The 23,955-nt window shown below is 71.9% G+C and carries 19 protein-coding genes and 1 pseudogene; 11 read left to right on the plus strand and 9 right to left on the minus strand.

Annotated features, from left to right (window positions below; genetic code table 11):
* Positions 1-185: 185 nt before the first annotated feature.
* Positions 186-1,229 (plus strand): hypothetical protein, encoded by a 1,044-nt coding sequence (locus IE264_RS01350; protein ID WP_032758511.1) that lies wholly within the window; start codon positions 186-188, stop codon positions 1,227-1,229.
* A 53-nt stretch (positions 1,230-1,282) separates the two neighbouring features.
* Entirely contained in the window at positions 1,283-1,732 is a 450-nt protein-coding gene (locus IE264_RS01355; protein WP_015608668.1) for a hypothetical protein, read from the plus strand.
* A 230-nt stretch (positions 1,733-1,962) separates the two neighbouring features.
* On the opposite strand, the gene IE264_RS01360 is transcribed toward IE264_RS01355, so the two are convergent.
* Positions 1,963-2,457 (minus strand): winged helix-turn-helix transcriptional regulator, encoded by a 495-nt coding sequence (locus IE264_RS01360; RefSeq protein WP_190167559.1) that lies wholly within the window; start codon positions 2,455-2,457, stop codon positions 1,963-1,965.
* Positions 2,458-2,556: 99 nt separating this feature from the next.
* Here IE264_RS01360 and IE264_RS01365 point away from each other — a divergent pair, with 99 nt between their 5' ends.
* Entirely contained in the window at positions 2,557-2,919 is a 363-nt protein-coding gene (locus tag IE264_RS01365) for a hypothetical protein (RefSeq protein WP_051821899.1), read from the plus strand.
* 27 nt (positions 2,920-2,946) lie between these two features.
* Here the strand turns inward: IE264_RS01365 and IE264_RS01370 are convergent, their stop codons facing one another.
* Positions 2,947-3,744 carry a GNAT family N-acetyltransferase gene (locus IE264_RS01370; protein ID WP_032758512.1) on the minus strand — a complete coding sequence of 266 codons (798 nt, stop codon included), beginning with the start codon at positions 3,742-3,744 and terminating at the stop codon, positions 2,947-2,949.
* Between the two features lie 307 nt (positions 3,745-4,051).
* Between IE264_RS01370 and IE264_RS01375 the strand changes: the two genes are divergently transcribed.
* Together IE264_RS01375 and IE264_RS01380 are read left to right on the plus strand one after the other, a co-directional pair.
* Positions 4,052-5,803 carry a hypothetical protein gene (locus tag IE264_RS01375; RefSeq protein ID WP_229887337.1) on the plus strand — a complete coding sequence of 584 codons (1,752 nt, stop codon included), beginning with the start codon at positions 4,052-4,054 and terminating at the stop codon, positions 5,801-5,803.
* A gap of 97 nt (positions 5,804-5,900) precedes the next feature.
* On the plus strand, positions 5,901-6,311 hold the full coding sequence (locus IE264_RS01380; protein WP_032758514.1) for a hypothetical protein: 411 nt from the start codon (positions 5,901-5,903) through the stop codon (positions 6,309-6,311).
* A 35-nt stretch (positions 6,312-6,346) separates the two neighbouring features.
* Here the strand turns inward: IE264_RS01380 and IE264_RS01385 are convergent, their stop codons facing one another.
* Complete coding sequence (locus tag IE264_RS01385) at positions 6,347-7,966, minus strand: PucR family transcriptional regulator ligand-binding domain-containing protein (RefSeq protein ID WP_063605768.1); 1,620 nt, start codon at positions 7,964-7,966, stop codon at positions 6,347-6,349.
* 117 nt (positions 7,967-8,083) lie between these two features.
* On the opposite strand from IE264_RS01385, the gene IE264_RS01390 reads away from it, so the two are divergent.
* The 3 genes from IE264_RS01390 to IE264_RS01400 all read left to right on the plus strand — a co-directional run bounded on the left by IE264_RS01390 (position 8,084) and on the right by IE264_RS01400 (position 12,311).
* Positions 8,084-9,556: a sodium:solute symporter family protein gene (locus IE264_RS01390; protein WP_032758515.1), complete on the plus strand. Its 1,473-nt coding sequence runs from the start codon at positions 8,084-8,086 to the stop codon at positions 9,554-9,556.
* Between the two features lie 95 nt (positions 9,557-9,651).
* Entirely contained in the window at positions 9,652-10,632 is a 981-nt protein-coding gene (speB, locus tag IE264_RS01395; RefSeq protein WP_015608660.1) for an agmatinase, read from the plus strand.
* Positions 10,629-12,311 (plus strand): thiamine pyrophosphate-binding protein, encoded by a 1,683-nt coding sequence (locus IE264_RS01400; RefSeq protein WP_015608659.1) that lies wholly within the window; start codon positions 10,629-10,631, stop codon positions 12,309-12,311. The genes speB and IE264_RS01400 overlap by 4 nt, the downstream gene beginning before the upstream one ends.
* Before the next feature lie 22 nt (positions 12,312-12,333).
* On the opposite strand, the gene IE264_RS01405 is transcribed toward IE264_RS01400, so the two are convergent.
* Positions 12,334-12,789: a helix-turn-helix domain-containing protein gene (locus tag IE264_RS01405; protein ID WP_032758572.1), complete on the minus strand. Its 456-nt coding sequence runs from the start codon at positions 12,787-12,789 to the stop codon at positions 12,334-12,336.
* A gap of 30 nt (positions 12,790-12,819) precedes the next feature.
* Positions 12,820-13,185 (minus strand): annotated as a pseudogene (locus IE264_RS01410) (type II toxin-antitoxin system RelE/ParE family toxin); the annotation flags it as partial.
* A gap of 196 nt (positions 13,186-13,381) precedes the next feature.
* Between IE264_RS01410 and IE264_RS01415 the strand changes: the two are divergent.
* From IE264_RS01415 to IE264_RS01425, 3 genes are all read left to right on the plus strand, one after another.
* A complete protein-coding gene (locus IE264_RS01415) occupies positions 13,382-17,125 on the plus strand; it encodes an ABC transporter ATP-binding protein (protein WP_032758517.1) in 3,744 nt (1,247 codons plus the stop codon).
* A gap of 151 nt (positions 17,126-17,276) precedes the next feature.
* The gene (locus IE264_RS01420; RefSeq protein ID WP_032758518.1) at positions 17,277-17,645 is read left to right on the plus strand and encodes a hypothetical protein; all 369 of its coding nucleotides are present in this window, start codon (positions 17,277-17,279) and stop codon (positions 17,643-17,645) included.
* A gap of 153 nt (positions 17,646-17,798) precedes the next feature.
* Positions 17,799-19,286, plus strand: a complete 1,488-nt coding sequence (locus IE264_RS01425; protein ID WP_032758519.1) for a S28 family serine protease — start codon at positions 17,799-17,801, stop codon at positions 19,284-19,286.
* 85 nt (positions 19,287-19,371) lie between these two features.
* Here the strand turns inward: IE264_RS01425 and IE264_RS01430 are convergent, their stop codons facing one another.
* From IE264_RS01430 to IE264_RS01445, 4 genes are all read right to left on the minus strand, one after another.
* A complete protein-coding gene (locus tag IE264_RS01430) occupies positions 19,372-21,204 on the minus strand; it encodes a glycoside hydrolase family 3 protein (RefSeq protein ID WP_032758520.1) in 1,833 nt (610 codons plus the stop codon).
* Between the two features lie 124 nt (positions 21,205-21,328).
* Positions 21,329-22,588, minus strand: a complete 1,260-nt coding sequence (locus tag IE264_RS01435; protein ID WP_032758522.1) for a beta-ketoacyl-[acyl-carrier-protein] synthase family protein — start codon at positions 22,586-22,588, stop codon at positions 21,329-21,331.
* Complete coding sequence (locus IE264_RS01440) at positions 22,585-22,848, minus strand: acyl carrier protein (protein WP_190167560.1); 264 nt, start codon at positions 22,846-22,848, stop codon at positions 22,585-22,587. Before IE264_RS01440 ends, IE264_RS01435 begins: the two co-directional genes overlap by 4 nt.
* Entirely contained in the window at positions 22,821-23,954 is a 1,134-nt protein-coding gene (locus IE264_RS01445; protein WP_190167561.1) for a beta-ketoacyl-ACP synthase III, read from the minus strand. Before IE264_RS01445 ends, IE264_RS01440 begins: the two co-directional genes overlap by 28 nt.
* Position 23,955 lies beyond the last annotated feature (1 nt).

Consider the following 23,955-nt stretch of genomic DNA (forward strand, 5'->3'; position numbering starts at 1 on the left):
TTTCACCTGGCGGGTCTCGGGGGGCTCGTCACCCACACGGGTGAGGTTTGCCAACTGAGCTGGATTTCGCACCGGTTGGCGGGCATATGCTCACGCCACCAGACATCAGACATACGTCGGCCCCCGGCCGGGACTCCACATCCCGATCGAGGGCCTGACCACCAAGGAAGAAGCAGAACTTCCCGATGGATACCAAGCAGAATACTGCGCTCACGCGCGCCCTGACAGAGATTCCCGGCCCTCTCCCGGCCCGTGGCGTGATCCACGTCGTCATCCGGCACACCGACCGGTTCACCGTCGTCGGCAACGACCTCGCCCAGCACCCCGGCCTGAGCACGACCGCCGTGGGCTTCGCCGTACGCATCCAGTCCCTGCCCCAGGGGACCGAGGTCGGCATCAAGGCACTCGCCGCCCGCTTCCCCGAGGGCGAGAAGCTGATCGCCGCCGCCCTGCGGGAGCTGGAGGCCCACGGCTACCTGCAACGGGCCCGTACGCGGCTGCCGAACGGCCGGATCGTGACCCGTACGGTGTTCTGCAACCAGCCGGCGGCGCTGCTACGGCCCCGGGGTGCGGCGGCCCTGCCGCAACAGGCTCCGCCTGCTCCGCAGGTCAGGGCACCTGTACCGGCTCCGGCTCCGGGCCCGGCTCTGGCTCAGGCCCCGGCTCGGGGTCCCGCTCTGGCTCCGGCTCCACAGCCCGAGCACCACGCACCGGACGCCCCCGTACCGGACGCCCCCGCGCCGCAAGCTCCCGCACCGGAAGCTCCCGTACCGCAGGGCCACGCCTCCTTCGTCCCCCTCGTACCGCCCCCGACCGCGCCCAAGCCTCCGCGCCCGCCCCTGCCCCGGCCCCGCGAGCTGACCCCCGAACTGGAGCGCATCTCCGCCGCACTCCTCAGCGACCTGCACCACCACTCACCCGAATTCACCCTCTCCGAGGAACACGTCCACAGACTGGTCCCCGGAGTCGCGGCCTGGCTCGAACGGGACACCCACCCCGACACCATCCGCCACGCGCTTACGACCAACGCGCCGGAGCCCGTCAAGTACCCCTACCAATTCGTCAAGCACCGCCTCACCGCCCTCCTCCCACCACCCCCTCACCGCACCACCGTCACCCCCTTCCAGACCTGCGACGGCTGCGAACGCGCCTTCCGCGCCCCCACCCCCGGCCACTGCCGCGACTGCCGAACCGGTCACGCACACGAAGACCAACAGGCCGCCGCCTGAAGAAGGGTGGAATTCGGTTGCGGTGGATCAGGCGGATGCGGGGATACTCCGGCATGAGTAGAGACGCCGAGGTGATCGTGCTCGCCCGCTGTTCGGACGAGGTGATGGCACCGCTGACTCAGGACGACCCGGAACGCACGTGGCGGGGCCGCTTCGTCCCGATAGCGGGGCACTGGGGCTACGAGTTCGGGTGGGCCCTGGAGTTCGAGAAAGTGCGTGCCCGCAAGGGCCTGCTCAGCCACTTGGAGTCGCTGCCGTGGCCGCACCCGCATTCGGTGCAGGTTCTGCTTCGCGACCAGGACGACGACTGCTTCGGGCTATGGATGTTCCACGAGGGCCGACTGGTGGAAGTCACCATTCCGCGCACCGAGCGTTTCCACCAGCCGGCACCGCCCAATGAGGAATTCGAACCCGACCCAGGCGTGCTGCTGCGCACCGACCAGAACACGGCTCTGCCCGAGCAGACCCCGGAAGCATGCCGCGACACCCGCTCACCCTGGTAGACCCGGTTCGGCAGCTCATCTTGGAACGCCAGGGTTGTCGACGCGCGCCTACTCGGTGTACGCGAGGACACCGGCGGCATCGCGCCGAGGAGGCAGCGACGCGCCCGTGAAGACCTCGGCCAGCGGCCTCTCACCGCGCACGGCCGGACTGCCGGCTCCGCAGCGCTGCTCACTCACCTGCACCGAAGGCCGGGCGGGGGCGCAACGGCATTCCTGTGGAGGCGGTCGGCTCATTCAGGGGCGGCAGGCACGTACCGGGCGCGCATGCCGGGGCTTGCGGCAGGGCCCGCCGTGAACACGTAGGCCTCGCTGTCGTCCAGGCGCCGGCCGCTGGTGGCGTCGGTGACCACGGGTTCGACCTCCTCGCCGGAGGCGGCGTCGACCAGGATCATGCTGCGCTGCTCGGGCGCGAGGCGGGAGTTGCCCCAGGCGGCGAGGGCGACGATCACCGGGCGGAGGGAGCGGCCCAGGTCGGTGAGGACGTACTCGTGCCGGACGGGGTTGGTCCGGTAGGGGCGGCGCTCCAGGAGGCCGTCGTCGATGAGGGTCTTGAGGCGGGTGGTCAGCATGCTGGAGGAGATGCCGAGGTTCTGCTGGAACTGGTCGAAGCGCGTGTAGCCGTCGAACGCGTCGTGGAGCAGCAGCAGCGTCCACCACTCACCGACGTGCTGCACGGTCGTGGACAGCGGGCACTCGCGGTCCTCCAGCCTGATGCGGCTTGCCATGTGGCACCCCTTCGAGTTACTGCTAAAGTGAAAGTTACTGGCTTCTATTTTAGCAGTCGCCTGTAGTCAGTCAGCTGTAGCCACCGAAGGAGCGCAACCATGGGTGCCGATCCGTCCCGGAGCAACGACCCCGCCGAACTCCCCACCGCGATCAGCGGCTACCTCGTGGCGCACACCGCCCGCGACACCGCCGCCGCGCTCGCCACCCTCGCGGCCGACGCCGCCGTGACCGACGAGGGCAAGACGTACCGGGGCCATGCCGAGATCGGTCGGTGGCTCACGGGCGCCGCGAGCGAGTACACGTACACGACCGAACTTCTCGGGGCGCAGCGGACCGACGCGGACCGCTGGACCGTCACGCAGCGGCTCGAAGGCGACTTCCCGGGCGGTCTTGTCGACCTGCGTTTCCAGTTCGCCCTCGGCGGTCACGGCCTCATCGAGCAGCTGGTGATCGAGGTCTGAGCCTGCGCGTGCCCGGGCGGTGCACATTCATCGAGGGCGAGCCCAGTCGCGGTTCTCTCGTACGACGGTGAACCCGGCCGATCGATAGAGAGCCACCGCGGCCTCGTTCGCGGACGGGGTCATGACGGCAACCGCACTCGCGCCCCGGCGGGCCAGGGCCGCACACGTGCCCAGCACGGCATCGCGCCCGTAGCCGTGCCCGCGATGGTCCGCATGGGTGCCGACCGGTTCGAGCAGCCCGCACCTGCCTTCGCCGGCGAACCATCCGGTCGCGGCGGCCGCGGGTTCCCCGGCGGGCGTACGGACGAGTGTTTCGCAGGCCAGCCCGGCCGCCGGTGACCGCATCATCGTGCGGTGCCGCTCGACAGTGAACGTGGATCCCGCGAAGGCTTCCCGGTGCACCTGCACCCGGTCGGCCGTCATGGCCGCCCCGACCGGCTCGGCGCGGCTCACAACCGGCCGCGGGGTCCACGACAGGACGAGCCAGGACTCCTCCTGCTCGGGCACCCACCCGGGTACGGGCAGGCCGTCGGACCAGTCGTTGCCGGGTACGAGCAACTCCTCGGCATCGGCCGCGAGCGCCCCGAGATCGGCGTCGGGCGCTGCGGTCACGCGCAGCACGGGGCCGTCCAGGAAGCCGACGGCCACCGGGACTTCACCGTCGGTCCAGAGATGGACGGCCGCGTCATCCAACCGCAGGAGCCAGCCCACGTCCCCGGGGTGGAGACCGCCGGCCGGGGCATCGGCCGGTGTCCACTCGTACAGTGCGCGCAGCGCCGGACCGGTTTCGGCGGGGGACAGTTGGTGGCGCGCGAGCGAGGTCATGGGCGGCAGGCTAGTGAGCGCGTCCGTGGTGGTGCGAACGCTTTACCGGCTCCGGCTCCGGCTCCGGCCCTTTGCTCCTGGCTTCGGTCCCCGGCCCCTATCCCGAGGCGACGCACCACGTCGAGAGAGGCGTCGGGGGGATGGCGTGACTTCAAGCTGATGCCCGACGGCGTTCGTGCGCCGACCGGTCGATTCGGGCTGATCCGGAGGGAGTTGAGCCATAGACTCCGGCAGTGAACGCTGACGACGTCTGGCCGTCACGCGCCCCCCCGGGGTAGGAGATCGTATGCAGGACCCTTCGGACTCGATGGAGACCGCCGAGCCTGAGGAGAAAGGCCTGACCGAGACCGCCGACTCACCTGGTGCGGACGACCCCGAACCCGACGTGGACACCGACTCCACGACGGCATCGACGGTCCTGGCCGAGGTGCTCCCGGGGGTCGCTGTTGTCTTCGGCGAGGTCCCGGCGGAACTCAAGCTCGATCTGATCGACTTCGGGCTCGTTTCGGCCGCCGACCGGAAGCAGCTCTCCGCCGTCCTTGCCTCGGTCGGTAATGCGGCGACCTTGGCCGGCAACCTCGGAACCGCCTTCGCCAGTGTGCAAGGGCTCTACAGGATCACCGACGCGACACAGGCCCTGCTGAAGGCCGGCGGAACGCTCGCCGTCAAGGACGGTGCGAACCTCGGAACGGTCTTCTCGTCCAGTGGCCGCATCATCGCCCAGGCCCGCCTCATCCCCGTGAACGCGGTGAGCGCCGCCCGGAACGCGGCCGCCATCGGGCCTGCGCTGGCCATGGTCGCCCTTCAGATGCAGCTGAGTGAGGTCACAGGCCTTGTCAGAACCAACATCGCGCTGACGAGCCAGGTGCTCGCGACCGTCCGCCACGGGCAGTGGGCCGAGCTGACGGCGCTGGTCGCCACCGTGGACCAAGTGGTCGACCGGGCGCGAGAGATCGGATCGGTTCCGACGTCCCTGTGGGACACCGTCACGGGCAGTGAAGCGTCGCTGCGCAAGCAACTCGACCTGTACCGAATGAACGTCGACAGTCACGTCCGGCAGATCCAGCGAGTCGACTCGCGCGGCCGTCGTGAGTATCTGGAGACGAACGCGGAGGCGATCGTCTTCGATGCCCATGCCCTCCTGTCCTCCCTCAAGGCGTGGACCGGATATCAGGCGCTCCACGCCGCGAGAGCGAGAACCGCTGGAGCCGAAGACGCCGGTGAGGCCCTGCTCGTCGATGCCATTGCGCGCCACACCGGCAAGGAACTCGAATCCGCTCTCGCCGAGACGACGGCCCTTGTCGACTCGCTGACGCGGGAACTGCGCATCATCGCCGAGCTTCCCGGACGCGACACGCTGCCACTGCCGGGAAAGCGGAAGGACTCGACCGCAGCCCGTCGGACCTCCGCCCAGCTTCTGGAGGCCATCGAGCCCCTTGCCGATGTTCTCCATCCGCCTGCCCTTCCGCTCGATGCTCCGGGTGTGGTCTGCGCACCCGAATCGCTCGATCTCGGGCCGTACCTTCGTATCCTGCGATGGTTCCTCGAGGACGGCGAGACCCTGCGAGTCATCGGCTTCCCCGATCAGCCGGATGCGTCCAATCCCGTCTCTGCGATCTTCAGCGGAGCGAAGGAGATGCTGGCGGCAGCGAGGGACAAGGCGGCGGCAAAGACGCTGGTCGCTGTCACGGACCGCCGCATCATCACGGCCAGGACGAGCGCGTTCCTCGAGCAGGGCGAGATCCGGCCGGACATCCCGGTCGACCGGGTGCGATACGTCCGTGCGGCGACCGCACAGGACAGAGGCGGGCGGTCGGCGATCGACCTCATCACGCGCGACGAGAACATCCGGTGGCTCTTCCACTCCGACATCGGCAGCACCCAAGTGGGCGCGCTCGCCGCCGTGCTCGCCGAGTCGATGACGATCCCGGACGTCGAACGCGATGAGCTTCGACGGCGGAGCTTCGCCGCCATCGAGGCGGGGACGAACGGCGGGGGTACCGGTGCAGGGTCCGCGGTACCTTCCGGGTCCAAGGCCACGGCCTCCGATGCCGAGTAGACCTCTTGCCGCTTGATTCACCCCTCGGTTCCGTTCGGCCGGATCATGGCCGTCATGACCTCACGCCTGTCATGGCCGGCCCGGGCATCATGGGCTGATGAGCAGATTTGCAGAGGTCATGGTCCTGGCGCGCAGGGCCGAAGGGGTCATGGAACCCCTCACCCGCCCCGATGAGAACCGGGAGTGGCACCAGTGCTTCACGCGGGTGGACGACGGCATGTTCGACGGGTCGTCCATGGCGACCGATGAGTGTTATGTGTGGGTCGTCCAGTTCATCCGCCACAACTGGCGAGGGCTGCTGAGCCACTTGGAGTCTCTGGCGTGGCCGGAGCCGAGCTCTGTTCAAGTCCTCGTCCGTGACGAGGACGACGACTGTTTCGGCTTGTGGATGATCTATGACGGCAAGCTGGTCGAGGTACCGCTGCCGCGCACCGAGCGGGAGCCGTTCTCGGCGTCCGTCACCGGCGTCCTTTCCCGGACCGACCGTCGCGTCGGGGAGCACCCTTAGGGCGGATGCGAGGGCCGGCCGTCCGCTGCGGGCGGCTATTCCTGCCGTAGCGCGAACCACAACTCCGTTCGTACGTCCATGTCGTTGAGGTCCACGCCCAGCAACACCGCGCACCGCCCGATGCGTTGGCGGACGGTGTTGCGGTGGACGGCCAGGGCCACCGCCGTACGGTCCCAACTGCCGTGCAGGGAGAGCCAGCAGCGCAGGGTGTCGGCCAGCGGCGGGGTGAGCGGGGCGAGGAGGGTGCGGGCGTGGGCGGCCGCCTGGCCGGGTGGGATGAGGGCGGCCAAGCCGGTGACCGGGGTGTCCACCGTCAGCGGGGCCCGGGTCGCCTCCGCGTGGGCCAGGGCGCGGGCCGCCCTGAGGTCGGCGGAGCCCAGGGCCACGAGCGGGGTGGGGGCGGAGACGCCGAGGGTCCAGCCCGGTTGTGGGGGCACGGTGGGGGCTTGTGGGGGTGTCGGGGGCTCCTTGCCGCCCGGTTGCGGGGTCACTTCCCGTCGTGCTGCCGCCTCGCCGCCGCCCGGTTGCGGGGTTGCTTCCCGTCGTGCTGCCGCCTCGCCGCCGCCCGCTTCCCGGGTCGCTTCCCCGGCGGTCGACGGCAGCAGGACCCGTACCGTGTCGCCGCCCTCCCGCCCCGCGTCCACCAGCGCCGAGCCCAGCGACGCCCCCAGCGCCCCGGCCGTCAGGGCGTCCGCCGTCGTGCCGTCGCTGCGGCGGGCGTGGATCACCGTCCAGGGGCCTGCGGAGCCCAGCAGCGGGGCCACCTCGGCGGGCGTGGCGCCGAGCAGCAGCCGTACCAGCGCCGCCGAGCGGTCCGCCGCGTCCGCGCCCTGGTGCGGGGCGGCCAGGAGGGAGAGCAGGACCACCGCGATCCCGGCCACCGTGTGGTCGCCCGCCTCCCGCCGCCGGGTCGCCAGGGCCAGGGCGAGGCCCTCGCCGCCGCCCAGCGCGTACGCGGCCAGGTGCGTGCCGCCGTGGGTGTCGGTGGCCGACGCGGGGGAGCCGGGGCGTTCGCGGGCGACCACCCGGGCCAGGCGTGCCAGCGCTGCCGCCGCCTCCGGGGGCGGGCGCCGGCCCGCCGCGTGGACCTCCTCGCCCCGCCCCGTCAGCAGCACCGCCCGGCCGCTCAGCTGCGCGGCGAGCTGGTGCAGGACCGCCGGTACGGGGTCGGGGCGGGCCGCCGCCGTCGCCAGGGCCTGCTGGGCCCGGGTCACCCGGCGCAGCTCCCGGTGGCGGGCCTCCGCCATCAGCCGCCACACCGCCCGCGCGATCGTCGTGAACGGGGTCTCCGGCGGGACCTCCAGCAGCGGCAGACCGTAACGGTCGCACGCCTCGATCAGGGCTTCGGGGACCGTCTCGTGCACCGGCCGGACGCCGAAACCCAGCGCCGCTGCCCCTGCCTCCACCAGCCGCGCCACGTAGTGGTCCGGGTCCGTCAGCAGCACCCCGGCGCTCAGCAGCAGCTCACCGCCGAGGAGGTACGGATAGGGGTCGGCCATCTCCGAGGTGTGCACCCAGAGGAGGTCGGCGTCGGCCGGGCCCGCGATCCGGCGCAGGCCCAGGTCCTTGCTCGCCAGGAGTTCGGCGAGGGGGATGGGCGGGGCCGGCGGGCCGGGGGAGTGGGCGGGCGGTGTCGGCATGGAGGGTTCGTCCATTCGCGGCGGTGAGAGTGGAGGAAACGTACACTTCAACGCTGCCTTTCGGCCACCTACCGTCTTCCTCGCACCTGCACCACCCGCACTGCACCTGTTGCGCGAGACGGAGGGAAGCCCATGGCTGTCGACTACGCCGTGATCGTCGTCTACCTGGCCGGCATGCTCGCCATGGGCTGGTGGGGCATGCGCCGCGCCAAGTCCAAGAGCGAGTTCCTGGTCGCCGGGCGCCGCCTCGGGCCCTGGATGTACTCGGGCACCATGGCCGCCATCGTCCTCGGCGGCGCGTCCACCATCGGCGGCGTCGGGCTCGGCTACCAGTACGGGCTCTCCGGCGCCTGGATGGTCCTCACCATCGGGCTCGGGCTGCTCGCGCTCTCCGTCTTCTTCTCCGCGCGCATCGCCCGGCTGAAGGTCTACACCGTCTCCGAGATGCTCGACCTGCGCTACGGCGGGCGGGCCGGGATCATCTCCGGCGTCGTCATGTGGGCGTACACCCTGATGCTCGCGGTCACCTCGACCATCGCGTACGCCACCATCTTCGACGTCCTCTTCGACGTGAACCGCACGGTCGCCATCGTCCTCGGCGGTGCCATCGTCGTCGCGTACTCGACGCTCGGAGGCATGTGGTCGATCACGCTCACCGACATGGTCCAGTTCGTCGTCAAGACCATCGGGGTGCTGCTGCTCCTCCTGCCGATCGCCGTCGTCAAGGCGGGCGGCTTCAGCGAGATGAAGGCCCAGCTGCCCACCGAGTACTTCGACCCGCTCGGCATCGGCGGCGAGACGATCTTCACGTACGTCCTCATCTACACCTTCGGCATGCTCATCGGGCAGGACATCTGGCAGCGGGTCTTCACCGCCCGCAGCGACCGCACGGCCCGGTGGGGCGGGACGGTCGCCGGGACGTACTGCCTCGTGTACGCCATCGCCGGAGCCGTCATCGGTACCGCGGCCAAGGTGATGTACCCGAACCTGGCGAGCGCGGACGCCGCGTTCGCGACGATCGTGAAGGACGAGCTGCCGGTGGGGGTGCGGGGGCTGGTGCTCGCCGCCGCGCTGGCCGCCGTGATGTCCACGTCCTCCGGGGCGCTGATCGCCTGCGCGACCGTCGCCAACAACGACATCTGGTCCCGGTTGCGGGGGGCCGTGGTGCGGAGTGGGGGCGGGGGCGGTGACGGCGATGAGCCGCATGACGAGGTCAGGGGGAACCGGGCGTTCATCCTGATCATGGGGATCGCGGTCATTCTGATCGCCATCGCCCTGAACGACGTGGTCCAGGCGCTGACCGTCGCCTACAACCTGCTGGTGGGCGGGCTCCTCGTGCCGATCCTGGGCGGGCTGCTGTGGCGGCGCGGGACGGCGGCGGGGGCGCTGTCGGCGGTGTGCGTGGGGGGTGTCGCGGTGGTCGGGCTGATGGCGTACTACGGCATCCTCGCCAACCAGCCGATCTACTACGGGCTGCTGTCCTCGCTGGCCGTGTACGTCGTCGTGTCGCTGGCGACCCCGCCTACGGATGTGGCTGTGCTTGCCGCCTGGCGGGAGCGGGTGGCGGGGCGGGGCGCGCCTGACCCGGAGCCGGCCACCACCTGACCGGTTCCGTCCTCGAACGCCGGACGGGCTGGGTTCGCTCACCGGACCCCGCACACTTGACACGTACGAAACCGAACGAAAGGCACACCACCCCCATGAGCAGCACCGAATCGCCGCGCGGTCCCGTCGACTCCTCCCGCGTCCCGCGGTACGCCGGGCCCGCGACGTTCGCCCGGCTGCCCCGGCTCGACGAGGTCGGGCGGGCCGATGTCGCCGTCGTCGGCGTGCCCTTCGACAGCGGGGTCTCCTACCGGCCCGGCGCCCGCTTCGGCGGCAACGCGATCCGTGAGGCCTCCCGGCTGCTGCGCCCGTACAACCCGGCCCAGGACGCCTCGCCGTTCGCCCTCGCGCAGGTCGCGGACGCCGGGGACATCGCGGCGAACCCGTTCAACATCAACGAGGCCGTCGAGACCGTCGAGGCCGCCGCCGACGACCTGCTGAACACCGGCGCACGCCTGATGACCCTCGGCGGTGACCACACCATCGCCCTGCCCCTCCTGCGCTCCGTCGCCAAGAAGCACGGGCCCGTCGCCCTGCTCCACTTCGACGCGCACCTGGACACCTGGGACACCTACTTCGGCGCCGAGTACACCCACGGCACCCCCTTCCGCCGGGCCGTCGAGGAGGGCATCCTCGACACCTCCGCCCTCTCCCACGTCGGCACCCGCGGCCCGCTCTACGGCAAGCAGGACCTGACCGACGACGAGAAGATGGGCTTCGGCATCGTCACCTCCGCCGACGTCATGCGGCGCGGCGTCGACGAGATCGCCGACCAGCTGCGCCAGCGCATCGGGGACCGGCCGCTCTACATCTCCATCGACATCGACGTCCTGGACCCGGCGCACGCCCCCGGCACCGGCACCCCCGAGGCCGGCGGCCTCACCTCCCGCGAGCTGCTGGAGATCCTGCGCGGGCTCTCCTCCTGCCACCTGGTCTCCGCCGACCTGGTCGAGGTGGCGCCCGCGTACGACCACGCCGAGATCACCTCCGTGGCCGCCTCCCACACCGCGTACGAGCTGACGACGATCATGTCCCGTCAGATCGCGGCGGCGAAGGCAGACAAGGAAGCCAAGTGAGCCACGACCACGACGACCGGCCGCAGCTCACCGCCGCGCAGGCCGCCGCCGTACTGACCCCGCCGCCCGGCCGCAACGGTGGTGACCTCGTCGTGGAGTCGCTCCAGGGGCTCGGCGCGACCACCGTCTTCGGGCTGCCCGGCCAGCACGCGCTCGGCATGTTCGACGCGCTGCGCCGCTCCTCCCTCCGGTACGTCGGACTCCGCGTCGAGAACAACGCCGGGTTCGCCGCCGACGCGTACGGCCGGATCACCGGTGAAGTGGCGCCGCTGCTCCTCTCCACCGGGCCCGGCGCGCTCACCTCGCTCGCCGCGCTCCAGGAGGCGGCCGCCGCCTCCGCGCCCGTCCTCGCGATCTCCAGCCAGGTCCCCACGGCGGGGCTCGGCGGCGGGCGCCACGGCTATCTGCACGAGCTGCGCGACCAGCAGGCCTCCGTACGGGACATCGTGAAGTCCGTCCACACCGTGCGTTCCGCCTCGCAGATCCCGTCCGCGATCGCCGCCGCCTGGGAGTCCGCGCTGACCGCCCCGCACGGGCCGGTCTGGGTGGAGATCCCGCAGGACGTGCTGCTCGCCGAAACGACTCTGCCGGTCGTCAGCGCCATGGACGCCACCCCGCGTGAGCTCTACCCGCGCCCCGAGCTGACGATCGCCGCGGCCCACCTGCTGTCGAACGCCGAACGCCCGGTGATCATCGCGGGTGGCGGAGTCGTACGGTCCGACGCCTCCGGCAAGCTGCGCGCGCTCGCCGAGAAGCTCGACGCGCCCGTCGTCACCACCTTCGGCGGCAAGGGCGCCTTCCCCTGGGAGCACCCGCTCTCGCTGCGCTCCTGGCTGGAGGACCGGCACACCACCGACTTCCTGGAGGACGCGGACGTCCTGCTCGTCGTCGGCTCCGGGCTCGGCGAACTCTCCTCGAACTACCACACCTTCCGGCCGCGCGGCCGGGTCATCCAGATCGAGGCGGACGCCGGGAAGCTGGAGTCCAACCACCCCGCCCTCGGTATCCACTCCGACGCCCGCGAGGCGCTGGCCGAGCTGCTGGAGGCGGTGGAGCGGCGCGAGGACGCGGGTGCCGCGGAACGCGTGGCGACGGTGCTGGAGAAGGTACGGGTCCGGATCGACGCCCAGGAGCTCTCCCTGGAGCAGCAGGTCCTGGCCGCCGTCCGCGAGGCGCTGCCCGACGCGTCGCCCAGCTTCTGGGACATGACGATCCTGGCCTACTGGGCGTGGTCCGCGTTCGACGCGCGGCGCCCCAACACCATGCACTCCGCCCAGGGCGCGGGCGGCCTCGGCTACGGCTTCCCGGCGGCCATCGGGGCTGCCTCCGCCGACCCGACGACCCCGGTGCTCGCGGTCTCCGGTGACGGCGGGGCGATGTACTCCATCGCGGAGCTGGCCACCGCGCGCCAGTACGACCTGCCGCTGACCTGGCTGATCGTGGACGACGGGGGCTACGGCATCCTGCGCGAGTACATGACGGGCGCCTTCGGCGAGGCCACGGGGACCGAGCTTTCCCGCCCGGACTTCGTCGCCCTGGCCGAGTCCTTCGGCGTGCCCGCCGTCCGTACGACACCGGAGTCGCTCGCCGCCGACCTCGGCAAGGCTCTCGCGGCCCCGGGGCCGTCGGTCGTCGTGCTTCCGGCCCTGCTGCGGATGTTCGAGCCGACGCACCTGTAGGCCGTGCGGCCGGCGTATTCGCTCAGCCTGTGGCCGCCGCCCTCTCCGCACCCGCACCCGCGTCCGCGTCCGTCTCCGCTTCGGCGGCGGACGCGGGCGCGCGTTCCGTGGCGGCCTCCGTATGGGCGGGGTCATGGGGGATGAAGGAGACCCGGACGCCTTCACCCAGCGGCGTCAGGCTGAAGTCGGCGTCCAGGGCGCGGGCGAGCCGGGCCAGCAGGGGCACCGTCGGCATGGACCCCCCGAGCTCCAGCTTGGATACCTGCGGCTGGCTCATCCGGGCACGCCGGGCCAGCTCGGTCTGGGCCAGCCCCAGCGCCGTACGACGGTCGTAGACGGCCTGTCCGAGGTCCCAGGCCAGATCCAGCTCCAGGCGGCGCCGCACGCGCTCCGCGCTCTCGGCGCTGTCCTCGCCCTCCGAGATGCTCTCGGCGACCTTCCGGTCCCGGGCAAGCTTCCACTGTGCGTGACTCACCATGTGGCTCTTCCTTTCCAGACGTCGCGTCCAGACATCGCGGATGAATGTGTCGTGGGCGGGCTCGTGCTCCGTCTCGCAGATCGCCTTGGCGCGCCTGGCGCGGGCGATCTCCGCATTCTCGCGCTGCCGCGTCTTGCGGAAGACGGTCAGCAGGACGACCCGGCGCCCAGGCGCCAGCCAGTACGAGATCCGCACGGCTTCACGATTGCGCCCCATCTCGAACCGGAGCTCCCGCACTCCGTCCCCGATGAACCGGGAGTGCGGCTCGTCCAGCGTGGTCGCGCACCGCGCCAACCTGCCCGCCGCGTGTGCCGCCCGTTCGTAGTCATTCGCCGACAGGTTCGTCAGCCACAGTCGGACCTCCGGCTCGATCTCGATGATGAAGGGTTCTTCCATATAGTGAACCGTATATATTCGGCAGTGTATATCGGTATGGAGGGAGCCGGAAGTCCACCGGACGAGTGAAGGGGGCGTCGCGCCTTGACTCGCCCCGTTTGTTGCGGAGGGATGAAATCCGCTCCCCGCCGTGTTGGTGCCTTCCGGAAGATCAGGCGAGAACAGACGGATCAGCGGACAGGCCGGGAGGCAACGCGTGACGGGCGCAGAGCAACAGGGGTGGGGCCGACGGCTGACCGGGTACGCGTGGCGGTACCGGCGGAACGTCGTGCTCGCGCTCGGTTCCTCGCTCGCCGGGATGGCCGTCATGGCCCTCGTGCCGCTGATCACCAAGGTGATCATCGATGACGTCGTCACCGACCACACGCGCTCGCTCGCCGTCTGGACCGGCCTCCTCATCGGGGCCGCCGTCCTCGTCTACATCGCCACCTACATCCGCCGCTACTACGGCGGCCGGCTCGCCCTGGACGTCCAGCACGATCTGCGTACGGACATGTACACGACGATCACCCGGCTCGACGGGAAGCGTCAGGACGAGCTGTCCACCGGGCAGGTCGTCGGGCGGGCCACCAGCGACCTCCAGCTCATCCAGGGGCTGCTGTTCATGCTCCCGATGACCATCGGGAACGTCCTGCTCTTCATCATCTCGCTGGTGATCATGGCGTGGCTGTCCCTGCCGCTCACCCTCGTCGCCCTCGCCGTCGCCCCCGCCCTCTGGTTCATCGCCCGCCGCTCCAAGGCCCGCCTCTTCCCCGCCACCTGGTACGCCCAGGGCCAGGCCGCCGCCGTCGCCGGAGTCGTCGACGGGGCCGTCTCCGGGGTCCGGGTCGTCAAGGGGTTCGGCCAGGAGGACCAGGAGACCGGCAAGCTCCGTGAGGTCAGCCGGCGGCTCTTCGCCGGGCGGCTGCGCACCATCCGGCTGAACTCCCGCTACACCCCCGCCCTCCAGGCCGTGCCCGCCCTCGGCCAGGTCGCCATGCTCGCCCTCGGCGGCTGGCTGGCCACCCGGGGAGAGATCACCCTCGGCACGTTCGTCGCCTTCTCCACCTACCTCGCCCAGCTCGTCGGCCCGGTCCGGATGCTCGCCATGGTCCTCACCGTCGGCCAGCAGGCCCGCGCCGGTGTGGAACGCGTCCTGGAGCTCATCGACACCGAGCCCTCCATGAAGGACGGCACCAAGGAGCTGCCCGCCGACGCCCCGGCCGGGATCGAGTTCGACGACGTACGGTTCGCGTACGACGAGGAGCGCCCGGTCCTCGACGGCTTCTCGCTCACCGTCGAACCCGGCGAGACCATGGCGATCGTCGGCGCCTCCGGCAGCGGCAAATCCACCGTCTCGCTCCTGGTGCCCCGCTTCTACGACGTCTCCCACGGCGCCGTCCTCATCGGCGGCCACGACGTCCGCGAGCTCACCCAGGCGTCCCTGCGCTCCGCCATCGGGCTCGTCCCCGAGGACAGCTTCCTCTTCTCCGACACCGTCCGCTCCAACATCGCCTACGGCTTCCCCGACGCCACCCAGGAGCAGATCGAGCAGGCCGCCCGCGCCGCCCAGGCCCACGGGTTCATCTCCGCGCTGCCCGACGGGTACGACACCACAGTCGGCGAGCACGGACTCACCCTCTCCGGCGGCCAGCGCCAGCGGGTCGCCCTCGCCCGCGCCATCCTCACCGACCCCCGGCTCCTCCTCCTGGACGACGCCACCTCCGCCGTCGACGCCCGCGTCGAGCACGAGATCCACGAGGCCCTCAAGCAGGTGATGGCGGGCCGCACGACGCTCCTCATCGCCCACCGCCGCTCCACCCTCCAGCTCGCCGACCGCATCGCCGTCCTGGACGGCGGGAAACTCGCCGCCCTCGGCACCCACGCGGAGCTGGAGCGCACCTCCCCGCTCTACCGCCGTCTGCTCACCGACCCCGACGAACTCGGCGGTACGTCCCCGGGCCACCGGCCGCAGCGCGGCGAGGCCGACCCCGACGGCGGCCGGGCCCTCCAGCAGGAGCTGGACGCCGAGTTCGACGCCGAGCGCGGCGTCACGCCCCAGCTGTGGATCCGCAAGGAGGAGGAGCGGGACGCCACGGTCGCCGGGATGCCCGCCACCCCCGAACTGCTCGCCCAGGTCGAGGCCCTGCCGCCCGCCACGGACACCCCCCAGGTCGACGAGGCGCGTGCCGTGCGGTCCGAGGACTCCTACGGACTGCGCCGGCTGCTGGGCGGCTTCGGTGCCGCACTGCTCGTCAGCCTCGGGCTCGTCGCCGTGGACGCCGGGATGGGCCTGCTGCTGCCGGTCCTGATCCGGCACGGGATCGACGAGGGCGTCACCCAGGTCTCGATCGGCGCGGTGTGGGCGGCCTCCGCGATCGCCCTGGCCGTCGTGGTCGTCCAGTGGGTGGCCCAGACCGGCGAGATCCGGATGACCGGCCGGACCGGCGAGCGGGTCCTCTACTCGCTCCGCCTGAAGATCTTCGCCCAGCTCCAGCGGCTCGGCCTCGACTACTACGAGCGTGAGCTGACCGGCCGGATCATGACCCGGATGACGACGGACGTGGACGCCCTCTCGACGTTCCTCCAGACCGGCCTGGTCACCGCGTTCGTCTCCGTCGTCACCTTCTTCGGCATCATGGTCGCCCTGCTCGTCCTGGACATCCAGCTCGCCCTGGTCGTCTTCGCGACCCTGCCCGTGCTGATCATCGGGACGTACTTCTTCCGCCGCAGCAGCGTCAAGGCGTACGAGCTGGCCCGTGAGCGCATCAGCGGCGTCAACGCCGACCTCCAGGAGTCCGTCTCCGGCCTCCGCATCGTCCAGGCCTTCGGCCGGGAGCACGACGGGGCCGCCCGCTACGCCGCGCGCAGCGACCACTACCGCCAGGCCCGGGTGCGCGGCCAGTGGCTGATCTCCATCTACTTCCCGTTCGTCCAGCTGCTGGCCTCGATCGCCGCGGCCGCCGTGATCATCGTCGGCGCGGGCCGGGTCGACAACGGCACGCTGACCACCGGCGCCCTGGTCGCCTACCTCCTCTACATCGACCTGTTCTTCGCCCCCGTCCAGCAGCTCTCCCAGGTCTTCGACGGCTACCAGCAGGCCACCGTCTCCCTCGGCCGCATCCAGGAGCTCCTGCGCGAACCCACCTCCACCGCCGACCCGGACGAACCGCTCGACGTGCTCTCCCTGCGCGGCGAGATCGCCTTCGAGGACGTCTCCTTCGCGTACGGCAAGGAGGAAGAGGCCCTCACCGGCATCGACCTGCACATCCCGGCCGGGCAGACCGTCGCCTTCGTCGGCGAGACGGGCGCGGGGAAGTCGACCCTGGTCAAGCTCGTCGCCCGGTTCTACGACCCCACCAGCGGCCGCGTCACCGCCGACGGCACCGATCTGCGCCGGCTCGACATGACCGCCTACCGCCACCGCCTCGGTGTCGTCCCCCAGGAGGCGTACCTCTTCCCCGGTACGGTCCGCGACGCCATCGCCTACGGGCTGCCCGACGCCACCGACGCCCGGGTGGAGGCCGCCGCCCGCGCGGTCGGCGCGCACGAGATGATCGCCACCCTGGAGGACGGCTACCTCCACGAGGTCGCCGAGCGCGGCCGTAACCTCTCCGCCGGGCAGCGCCAGCTCATCGCGCTCGCCCGCGCCGAGCTCGTCGACCCGGACATCCTGCTCCTGGACGAGGCCACCGCTGCCCTGGACCTCGCCAGCGAGGCCCTGGTCAACCAGGCCACCGACCGGCTCACCGGCCGCCGCACCACGCTGGTGGTGGCGCACCGCCTGACCACCGCCGCCCGTGCCGACCGGGTCGTGGTGATGGACCAGGGGCGCGTCGCCGAGGACGGTACGCACGACGAGCTGCTGGCCCTGGACGGGCGGTACGCACGGCTGTGGCGCACGTTCATAGGGGAGGACATCGGCGAGGGCATAGGGGAGGACGAGCCCGCGGGCGTCTGAGGCGAGCCCCGGCCCGCCCGTGCAACCTCCCGGGGGTCTGCTGCGTCGTAGCCAGGGACGCACAGGTGCGTACAGATGTCAGGTGGGGGCGAAAGTGTTCGACAGGGCGGCGGGATCCAGGGGACCGCAGGGGCGGCCTCGACGCGAGGGGGTGGCGGCGCGCCTGCTCGTCCTGCCGCTGCTGGCCGGTCTCGTGCTCCTCCTCGGCGCCCCGGCCACGGCGGCCCAGGCCGCGCCCGCCTGCTCCGGCCGCCCCGCGAAGACGGTCGCGTTCGCGACGGGCGAGCTGCGCGTCTACAAGAGCCGCGCCCACGTGTGTGCCGTCACCGTCGCCAAGAAGCCGGGCAAGAAGCGGGCGATGAGCGTCACGCTCCAGCCTCGCGGCGGACGCGTGGTCAAGGACAGCGGCTCGTTCACCAAGATGGCCGGCCCGGTGACGGTGAACGCCCTCAACCGCTGCGTCCGGGCCACCGGAACGGTCGCCGGGAAGTCGGCCTCCACCGGCTGGATCCTCTGCTGACCGGACCGTAAGGCCCCGTAGGACACCGTAGGGCCCCGCAGGGCCCTGTACGGGAAACGCGTGAGGAACCAGGACACGCGCAACTGGGTCTGGCGCGCAGTGCGTTGCCCTCGCTAAGTTCACGGCGACTGTTGTGAATCAAGGGGAGGGTGTATGCGCAAGGCGCTCACAGGGGTTCTCTCGCTCGCGGTGCTCATCGGCACGCTGGGAGCGGCGGGAGCCTCGGCCGGTGCGGCCACCGCCGCGGAACCGGATGCGAAGAGGAGCGGCCTCGCCGCCGTACGCGGCGGCGAAACGGGCAACGAGGACATCAAGGACCGCATCCTGGCGATCCCGGGCATGAACCTGATCGAGGAGAAGCCCTACGCCGGATACCGCTACTTCGTCCTCGACTACACCCAGCCGGTCGACCACCGGCGCCCGTCCAAGGGCACGTTCCAGCAGCGGATCACCGTGCTGCACAAGGACACCGCCCGTCCCACGGTCTTCGCCACCAGCGGCTACAACGTCTCGACCAACCCGAGCCGCAGCGAGCCGACGCAGATCATCGACGGGAACCAGGTCTCCCTGGAGTATCGCTTCTTCACCCCGTCCCGCCCGGCGCCCGCCGACTGGACCAAGCTCGACATCTGGCAGGCGGCCAGTGACCAGCACCGGGTGTTCACGGCGCTGAAGAAGGTCTACCCGAAGAAATGGCTGGCCACCGGCGGCTCCAAGGGCGGTATGACCGCCACGTACTTCGAGCGGTTCTACCCGAAGGACATGGACGGCGTCGTCGCGTACGTCGCGCCCAACGATGTCGACGACCGTGAGGACTCGGCGTACGACCGGTTCTTCCGGAACGTCGGAACCAAGGAGTGCCGCGACAAGCTGCAGGCGGTGCAGCGCGAGGCGCTGATCCGCCGGGCCCCGCTGCAGAAGAGGTTCAAGGAGTACGCCGCCGCCAACGGCCTCACCTTCACCACCCTCGGCTCCCTCGACCGGGCCTACGAGGCCGCCGTCATGGACTACGTCTTCGGTTTCTGGCAGTACAGCCTGCTCGCCGACTGCTCCGAGATCCCGGCCGACGCCAAGAACGCCACCGACGACGCGATCTGGGACTCCGTCGACGGGATCTCCGGCTTCTCCTTCTACTCCGACCAGGACCTGGAGACGTACACGCCGTACTACTACCAGGCGGGCACCCAGCTCGGATCGCCGGACATCAGGCAGCCCTGGCTGGGCAACCTGAGCCGCTACGGCTACCAGGCCCCGCGCAGCTTCGTGCCCCGCTCCATCCCGATGAAGTTCGACCGGGGCGCGATGCGGGACGTGGACAGCTGGGTCCGGAACAATGCCCGGCAGATGCTGTACGTGTACGGGGAGAACGACCCGTGGAGTGCGGAGCCCTTCCGGCTGGGGCGCGGTGCCAAGGACAGTTACGTGTACACCGTGCCGGGCGGCAACCACGGCGCCCGGGTCTCCGGTCTGCCCGAGGACCGCAGGGCGAAGGCCACTGCCGCGATCCTGCGCTGGGCGGGGGTCGCCCCGGCGGCGGTCCAGGCGGACCCGGCGAAGGCGAAGCCGCTGGCGAAGTTCGACACGAAGCTCGACCAGCTCAACGGCGAGGTCGAGCGCGGCGAGGGCATCCTGCGCCCGTAGCCGCTGCCGTGAACACAGCGCCCGCCGGCTCCCCTTCGTACGGAGGAGAGCCGGCGGGCGCCGCGCTGCCGGGTGTGGATCCGCCCTAGTACGACAGCCCGTGACCCACCGGGTACAGCACCCGCGCCGGGTCGTCCGCCCGCTGGACCGGGACCGGGAGCCTGCCCTCCGGGTCGGCGCGGCCCGCGATCACCCGGGCGGCGGCGCGGAGTTCGACATCCGTCCAGGAGTAGGTCGCCAGGACCGCGGCGAGACCCCGGCCGGTGAGGTGGGCGGCGTCGTACGGGTTGCGGATCGCGACGGCGACCACCGGGACGCCGGTCGCCACGAGGGCGTCGACGAGGGTGCGCTGGGTGCTGCCCGCCGTGATGTTGTACGTCGCCACGACCACCGCGTCCCTGCCCTGTGCGGCGGCGACGGCTTCGGCGATCTTCGCCTGGTTCGGGGCCGTACCGGTGGACAACGCCGTTGCGGAGAAGCCCAGTTCGGTGAAGGCGCCCGTCAGGGTCGTGGTCGGCGGGCCCGTCGTGCCGGACGGGGACGCCGGGTCGGCACCCACCACGAGGAGCCGGCGGTGGGTGCGGCGGGAGAGCGGGAGCAGGGCGCCGGGGTCGGCGAGCAGGGTCGTCGTGCGCTCGGCGATCCGGTCGGCGTCGAGGAGGTGCTTGCGGACGCCGACCGTGCGGTCGACGCCCCGGCCGCTGACGAACGGGTCGCGGAACAGGCCCAGTTTCGTCTTCAGCCGCAGGATCCGCAGGATGGACGCGTCGATCCTGGCCTCGCTGATCTCGCCGCCGCGGACCGCCTCCAGCACCGCGTTCCAGGCGACGGAGAGGTTCGGCGGGTTCAGCAGCTGGTCCACGCCCGCCAGCAGCGCGAGGACCGGCACGCGGTCGTCGCCGTACTTCGTGCGTACGCCCTCCATGCCGAGCGAGTCCGTGACCACCACCCCGTCGTAGCTCAGCTCCTCGCGGAGGATGCCGGTGAGGATCGGCCGGGAGAGCGTGGCCGGGTCCTCGGACGGGTCGAGCGCCGGGACCACGATGTGCGCGGTCATGACCGAGTCGATACGGGCCCGGATCGCGGCCCGGAACGGCGGCGCGTCCAGCTCCTCCCACTGCTGTCGGGTGTGCCCGATGACGGGCAGCCCGGTGTGGCTGTCGGTGCTGGTGTCGCCGTGGCCGGGGAAGTGCTTGGCGGTGGCCGCGACCCCGGCGCCCTGATACCCCTTCACCTGCGCCGCGACCAGCTCGGCCACCGACTCGGGGTCGGAGCCGAAGGAGCGTACGCCGATGACCGGGTTGGCCGGGTTGACGTTCACGTCGGCGTCCGGCGCGTAGTTCTGGTTGATGCCGACCGCGGCCAGTTCGGCGCCCGCGATCCAGGCCGCCCGCCGGGTGTCCGAGCGCGAGCCGCCCGCGCCCAGCGCCATCGCACCCGGCAGCAGGGTTGCGGGCTCACCGACCCGGCAGACGATGCCGTGTTCCTGGTCGGTGGAGATGAGCAGCGGGACGCGGGAGCGCCCGGCCCGGGCGGCGCGCTGGATGCCGTTGGAGAGGGCGGCGATCTGGTGCGGGTCGCGGGTGTTGTGCGCCCAGGTGAAGTAGATGATCCCGCCGACGTGGTACGTGGCGACCAGCTCGGCGGCGGTGCGGACCCCGATCTCCTTGAGGTTCGCGTCGATGTCGGCCTGGTCGGGGTCGGTGGCGGAGTGCCCGTACACCCGCATCACGAAGAGCTGGCCGACCTTCTCCTCCAGGCTCATCCCGGCGATGATCCGCCGCAGCCGACGGTCGGTGGAGGCGTTCGTGGAGTGCGCGGATGCGGTGCCGGTGGCGGAGAGGACGCCGGTGGCCGCGGCGGCCGTGGCGGCGGCGGTGGCGGTGAGGAGGGTGCGTCGTGAGGTGCGGTGGGGCACGTGAGCTCCTTCCCGGGGGTGAAAGAAACTTCCAAGATGATACGGATATAGGGAAAGTAACTTTCGGTCAAGGGGGCGGGAGCGGAACGCGAGCGACACGCGCGCGAAGGAGTGGCCGGGTCCGTCATCCGTGCCGGGCGCGCGTGAACGCCAGGACCGTGTTGTGCCCGCCGAAGCCCAGGGAGTGGCTGAGGGCGAGACCGACCTGCTGTGGCCTGGCGGCCGCGCGGACGATGTCGATGCCCGCCGTGGTGGCATCCGGGGCCGTGAAGCCGGCCGTGGGCGGTACGGTCCCGCGGGCGATGCTCAGCACGGTCAGCGCCGCCTCGATCGCCCCGGCCGCGCCCATGGTGTGCCCCAGCACGCCCTTGGCCGAGGTGACCGAGGGGGCGTGACCGGGGCCGTACAGCTCCCGGATCGCCGTGGCCTCCACCGCGTCGTTCAGTGCGGTGCTCGTGCCGTGGGCGTTGATGTGGCCGACCTCGCCCGGGGAGCGCCCGGCCCGGGCCAGCGCCTCCCGGGTCGCCGCGCGCAGCCCGGCGCCCTCGGGGTGCGGGGCGGTGGCGTGGTGGGCGTCGCCGGTCGCCCCGAACCCGGCGAGGAACGCCAGGGGCCGGACCGTACGGGCGGCCGCGTGGTCCGTACGTTCCAGGACGAGCACCCCGCTCCCCTCGCCCAGCACGAACCCGTCGCGGTCCCGGTCGAAGGGGCGTGAGGCGGCGCCGGGGTCGTCCTCCCGCCGGGACAGCGCGCCCAGCTTGGCGAACGCCGAGGCGCACAGGGGCGTGACCATGGCATCCGTACCGCCCGCCACCGCGATGTCGCACATCCCCGCCCGCAGCAGCAGCGCGGCCGTGATGATCGCCGTCGCGCCCGACGCACAGGCCGTGGAGGTCTGCAACGAGGGCCCGGTGGCGCCGAGTTCGATGGCGAGGTGGCCGGCGGCCATGTTCGGGAGGAAGGCGGGGAGCGTCATCGGGGAGAGCGCGCCGGGACCGGAGGCCAGCAGCTTGCGGTGCTGCGCCTCCAGCGTGGAGACCCCGCCCGCCGCCGTGCCCACGACCACCGCCACCCGCGCGGGGTCCCACCGCCCCGGGTCCAGCCCGGCCGACGCGACGGCCTCGCGGGCGGCGGTCAGCAGGAACCGGGTGGCGGGGTCGAACCGCCAGAGCCGCCCCCGTACCCGCTCCTGAGGCTGCTGAGGCTTCCGAGGCTCCTGAGGCGGTACCCGGCAGGCCAGGCGCACCGGCGCACCCGCCTCCGCCAGTACGGGGTCGGTGCGCGCGGTCGCCCGCCCGGCGCACACCGCGTCCCAGGTCGCCTCGGTGCCGGTGCCACCGGGTGTCACCAGGCCGATGCCGGTGACGGCGATGTCGTCGGTCACGGCGCCGCGTCCCCGGGCGTCCCGTTCGCGGCGAGGAGCCCGGCCACCGACCGGGCCACCTCGTCGACCGTCAGCTCGGCGGTGGCGGCGGAGTCGTCGAGCGGGACGCCCCACTCCTCCTGGAGGGTGACGTAGAGCTCCACCACGGCGAGGGAGTCCAGGTCCAGTTCACCGAGGGTGGTGTCGGGGCGTATGAGCTCGGGGGCGACCTCGAACTTGTCGCCGAGCAGGGTCACGAGGTGGGTGCAGACGCGTTCCACTGGGGGCTCCTCACGGGGGCGGAATCAGGGGGCGGAGGGGTGGTGGCGGTACGGGGGAGGGGGACGGTGTCCGGCGGCTCGGTCAGTGGCCTGACGTCGGGCCAGGTCAGGGCGGCGGACGCCCAGGTGAAGCCGCCGCCGAAAGCGGTGAGCAGGGTGCGCTCGCCGGGGGCCACCGCCCGGTGCACGGACAGGTCGGCCAGAACCAGGGGGACCGAGGCGGCGGCGGTGTTGCCGAGCTCGCGGATGTTGCCGTACCGGTGCGCGGGCGCGATCCCCAGCCGGTCGCCGACGGAGTCGAGGATCCGCTGGTTGGCCTGGTGGCCGATGAACGCCCGTACGGAGTCGGGTGTCCACCCCGCCCGCCGCAGCACGGCGTCGGAGGACTGCGTCATGCGGCGTACCGCGTGGGCGTATACGGCACGGCCCTCCATGTGGAAGAAGTGCGCGTCCGGGGCGGGCGGCGGCAGATGGCGGGGGTGCCGGGCCCCGCCGCCCGGGACGGTGATGGCGGCCCGGCCGCCGCCGTCCGAGCCGAGGTCCGTGGCGAGGACGGCCCCGGGCTCTTCCCGTACGCCGGGCCGCAGCAGCACGGCACCGGCCCCGTCGCCGAAGATCGGGGCGGTGCCCCGGTCGGCGGGGTCGACGATGGAGGTGTACGTCTCCGCCGCGATCACCAGGGGCGCGGTGCACACCCCGCCGCGCACCAGGCCGGTGGCGACGGCCAGCGCGTACAGGAACCCCGAGCAGACCGCCGACACGTCGAACGCGGCGACCGTCCCGAGGCCGAGCCGGTGGGCGACCTCCGGGGCGGTCGCGGGGCACGGGTGGTCGGGGGTGGAGGTGGCGAGGAGCACCAGGTCCGGTCGGGCGCCCCCGGCGGAGGCGAGCGCCGCCCGGCCCGCGCCGACCGCCAGATCACCGGTGCTCGTACCGGGGGAGGCGTGCCGGCGGCGCTCGATGCCGGTGCGGTCCCGGATCCAGCCCGCGTCGGTCAGCAGGGCGCCGCGCGCGATCACGGCGTCGTTGTCGACCACGCGCGGCGGGAGGCAGGAGCCGACACCGGAGATGACGGCGGTGTCCGCGGTGGAGTCGTCGGCGCGCATG

It is taken from the genome of Streptomyces microflavus (assembly GCF_014650075.1).
In the GTDB taxonomy this organism is placed as follows: domain Bacteria; phylum Actinomycetota; class Actinomycetes; order Streptomycetales; family Streptomycetaceae; genus Streptomyces; species Streptomyces microflavus.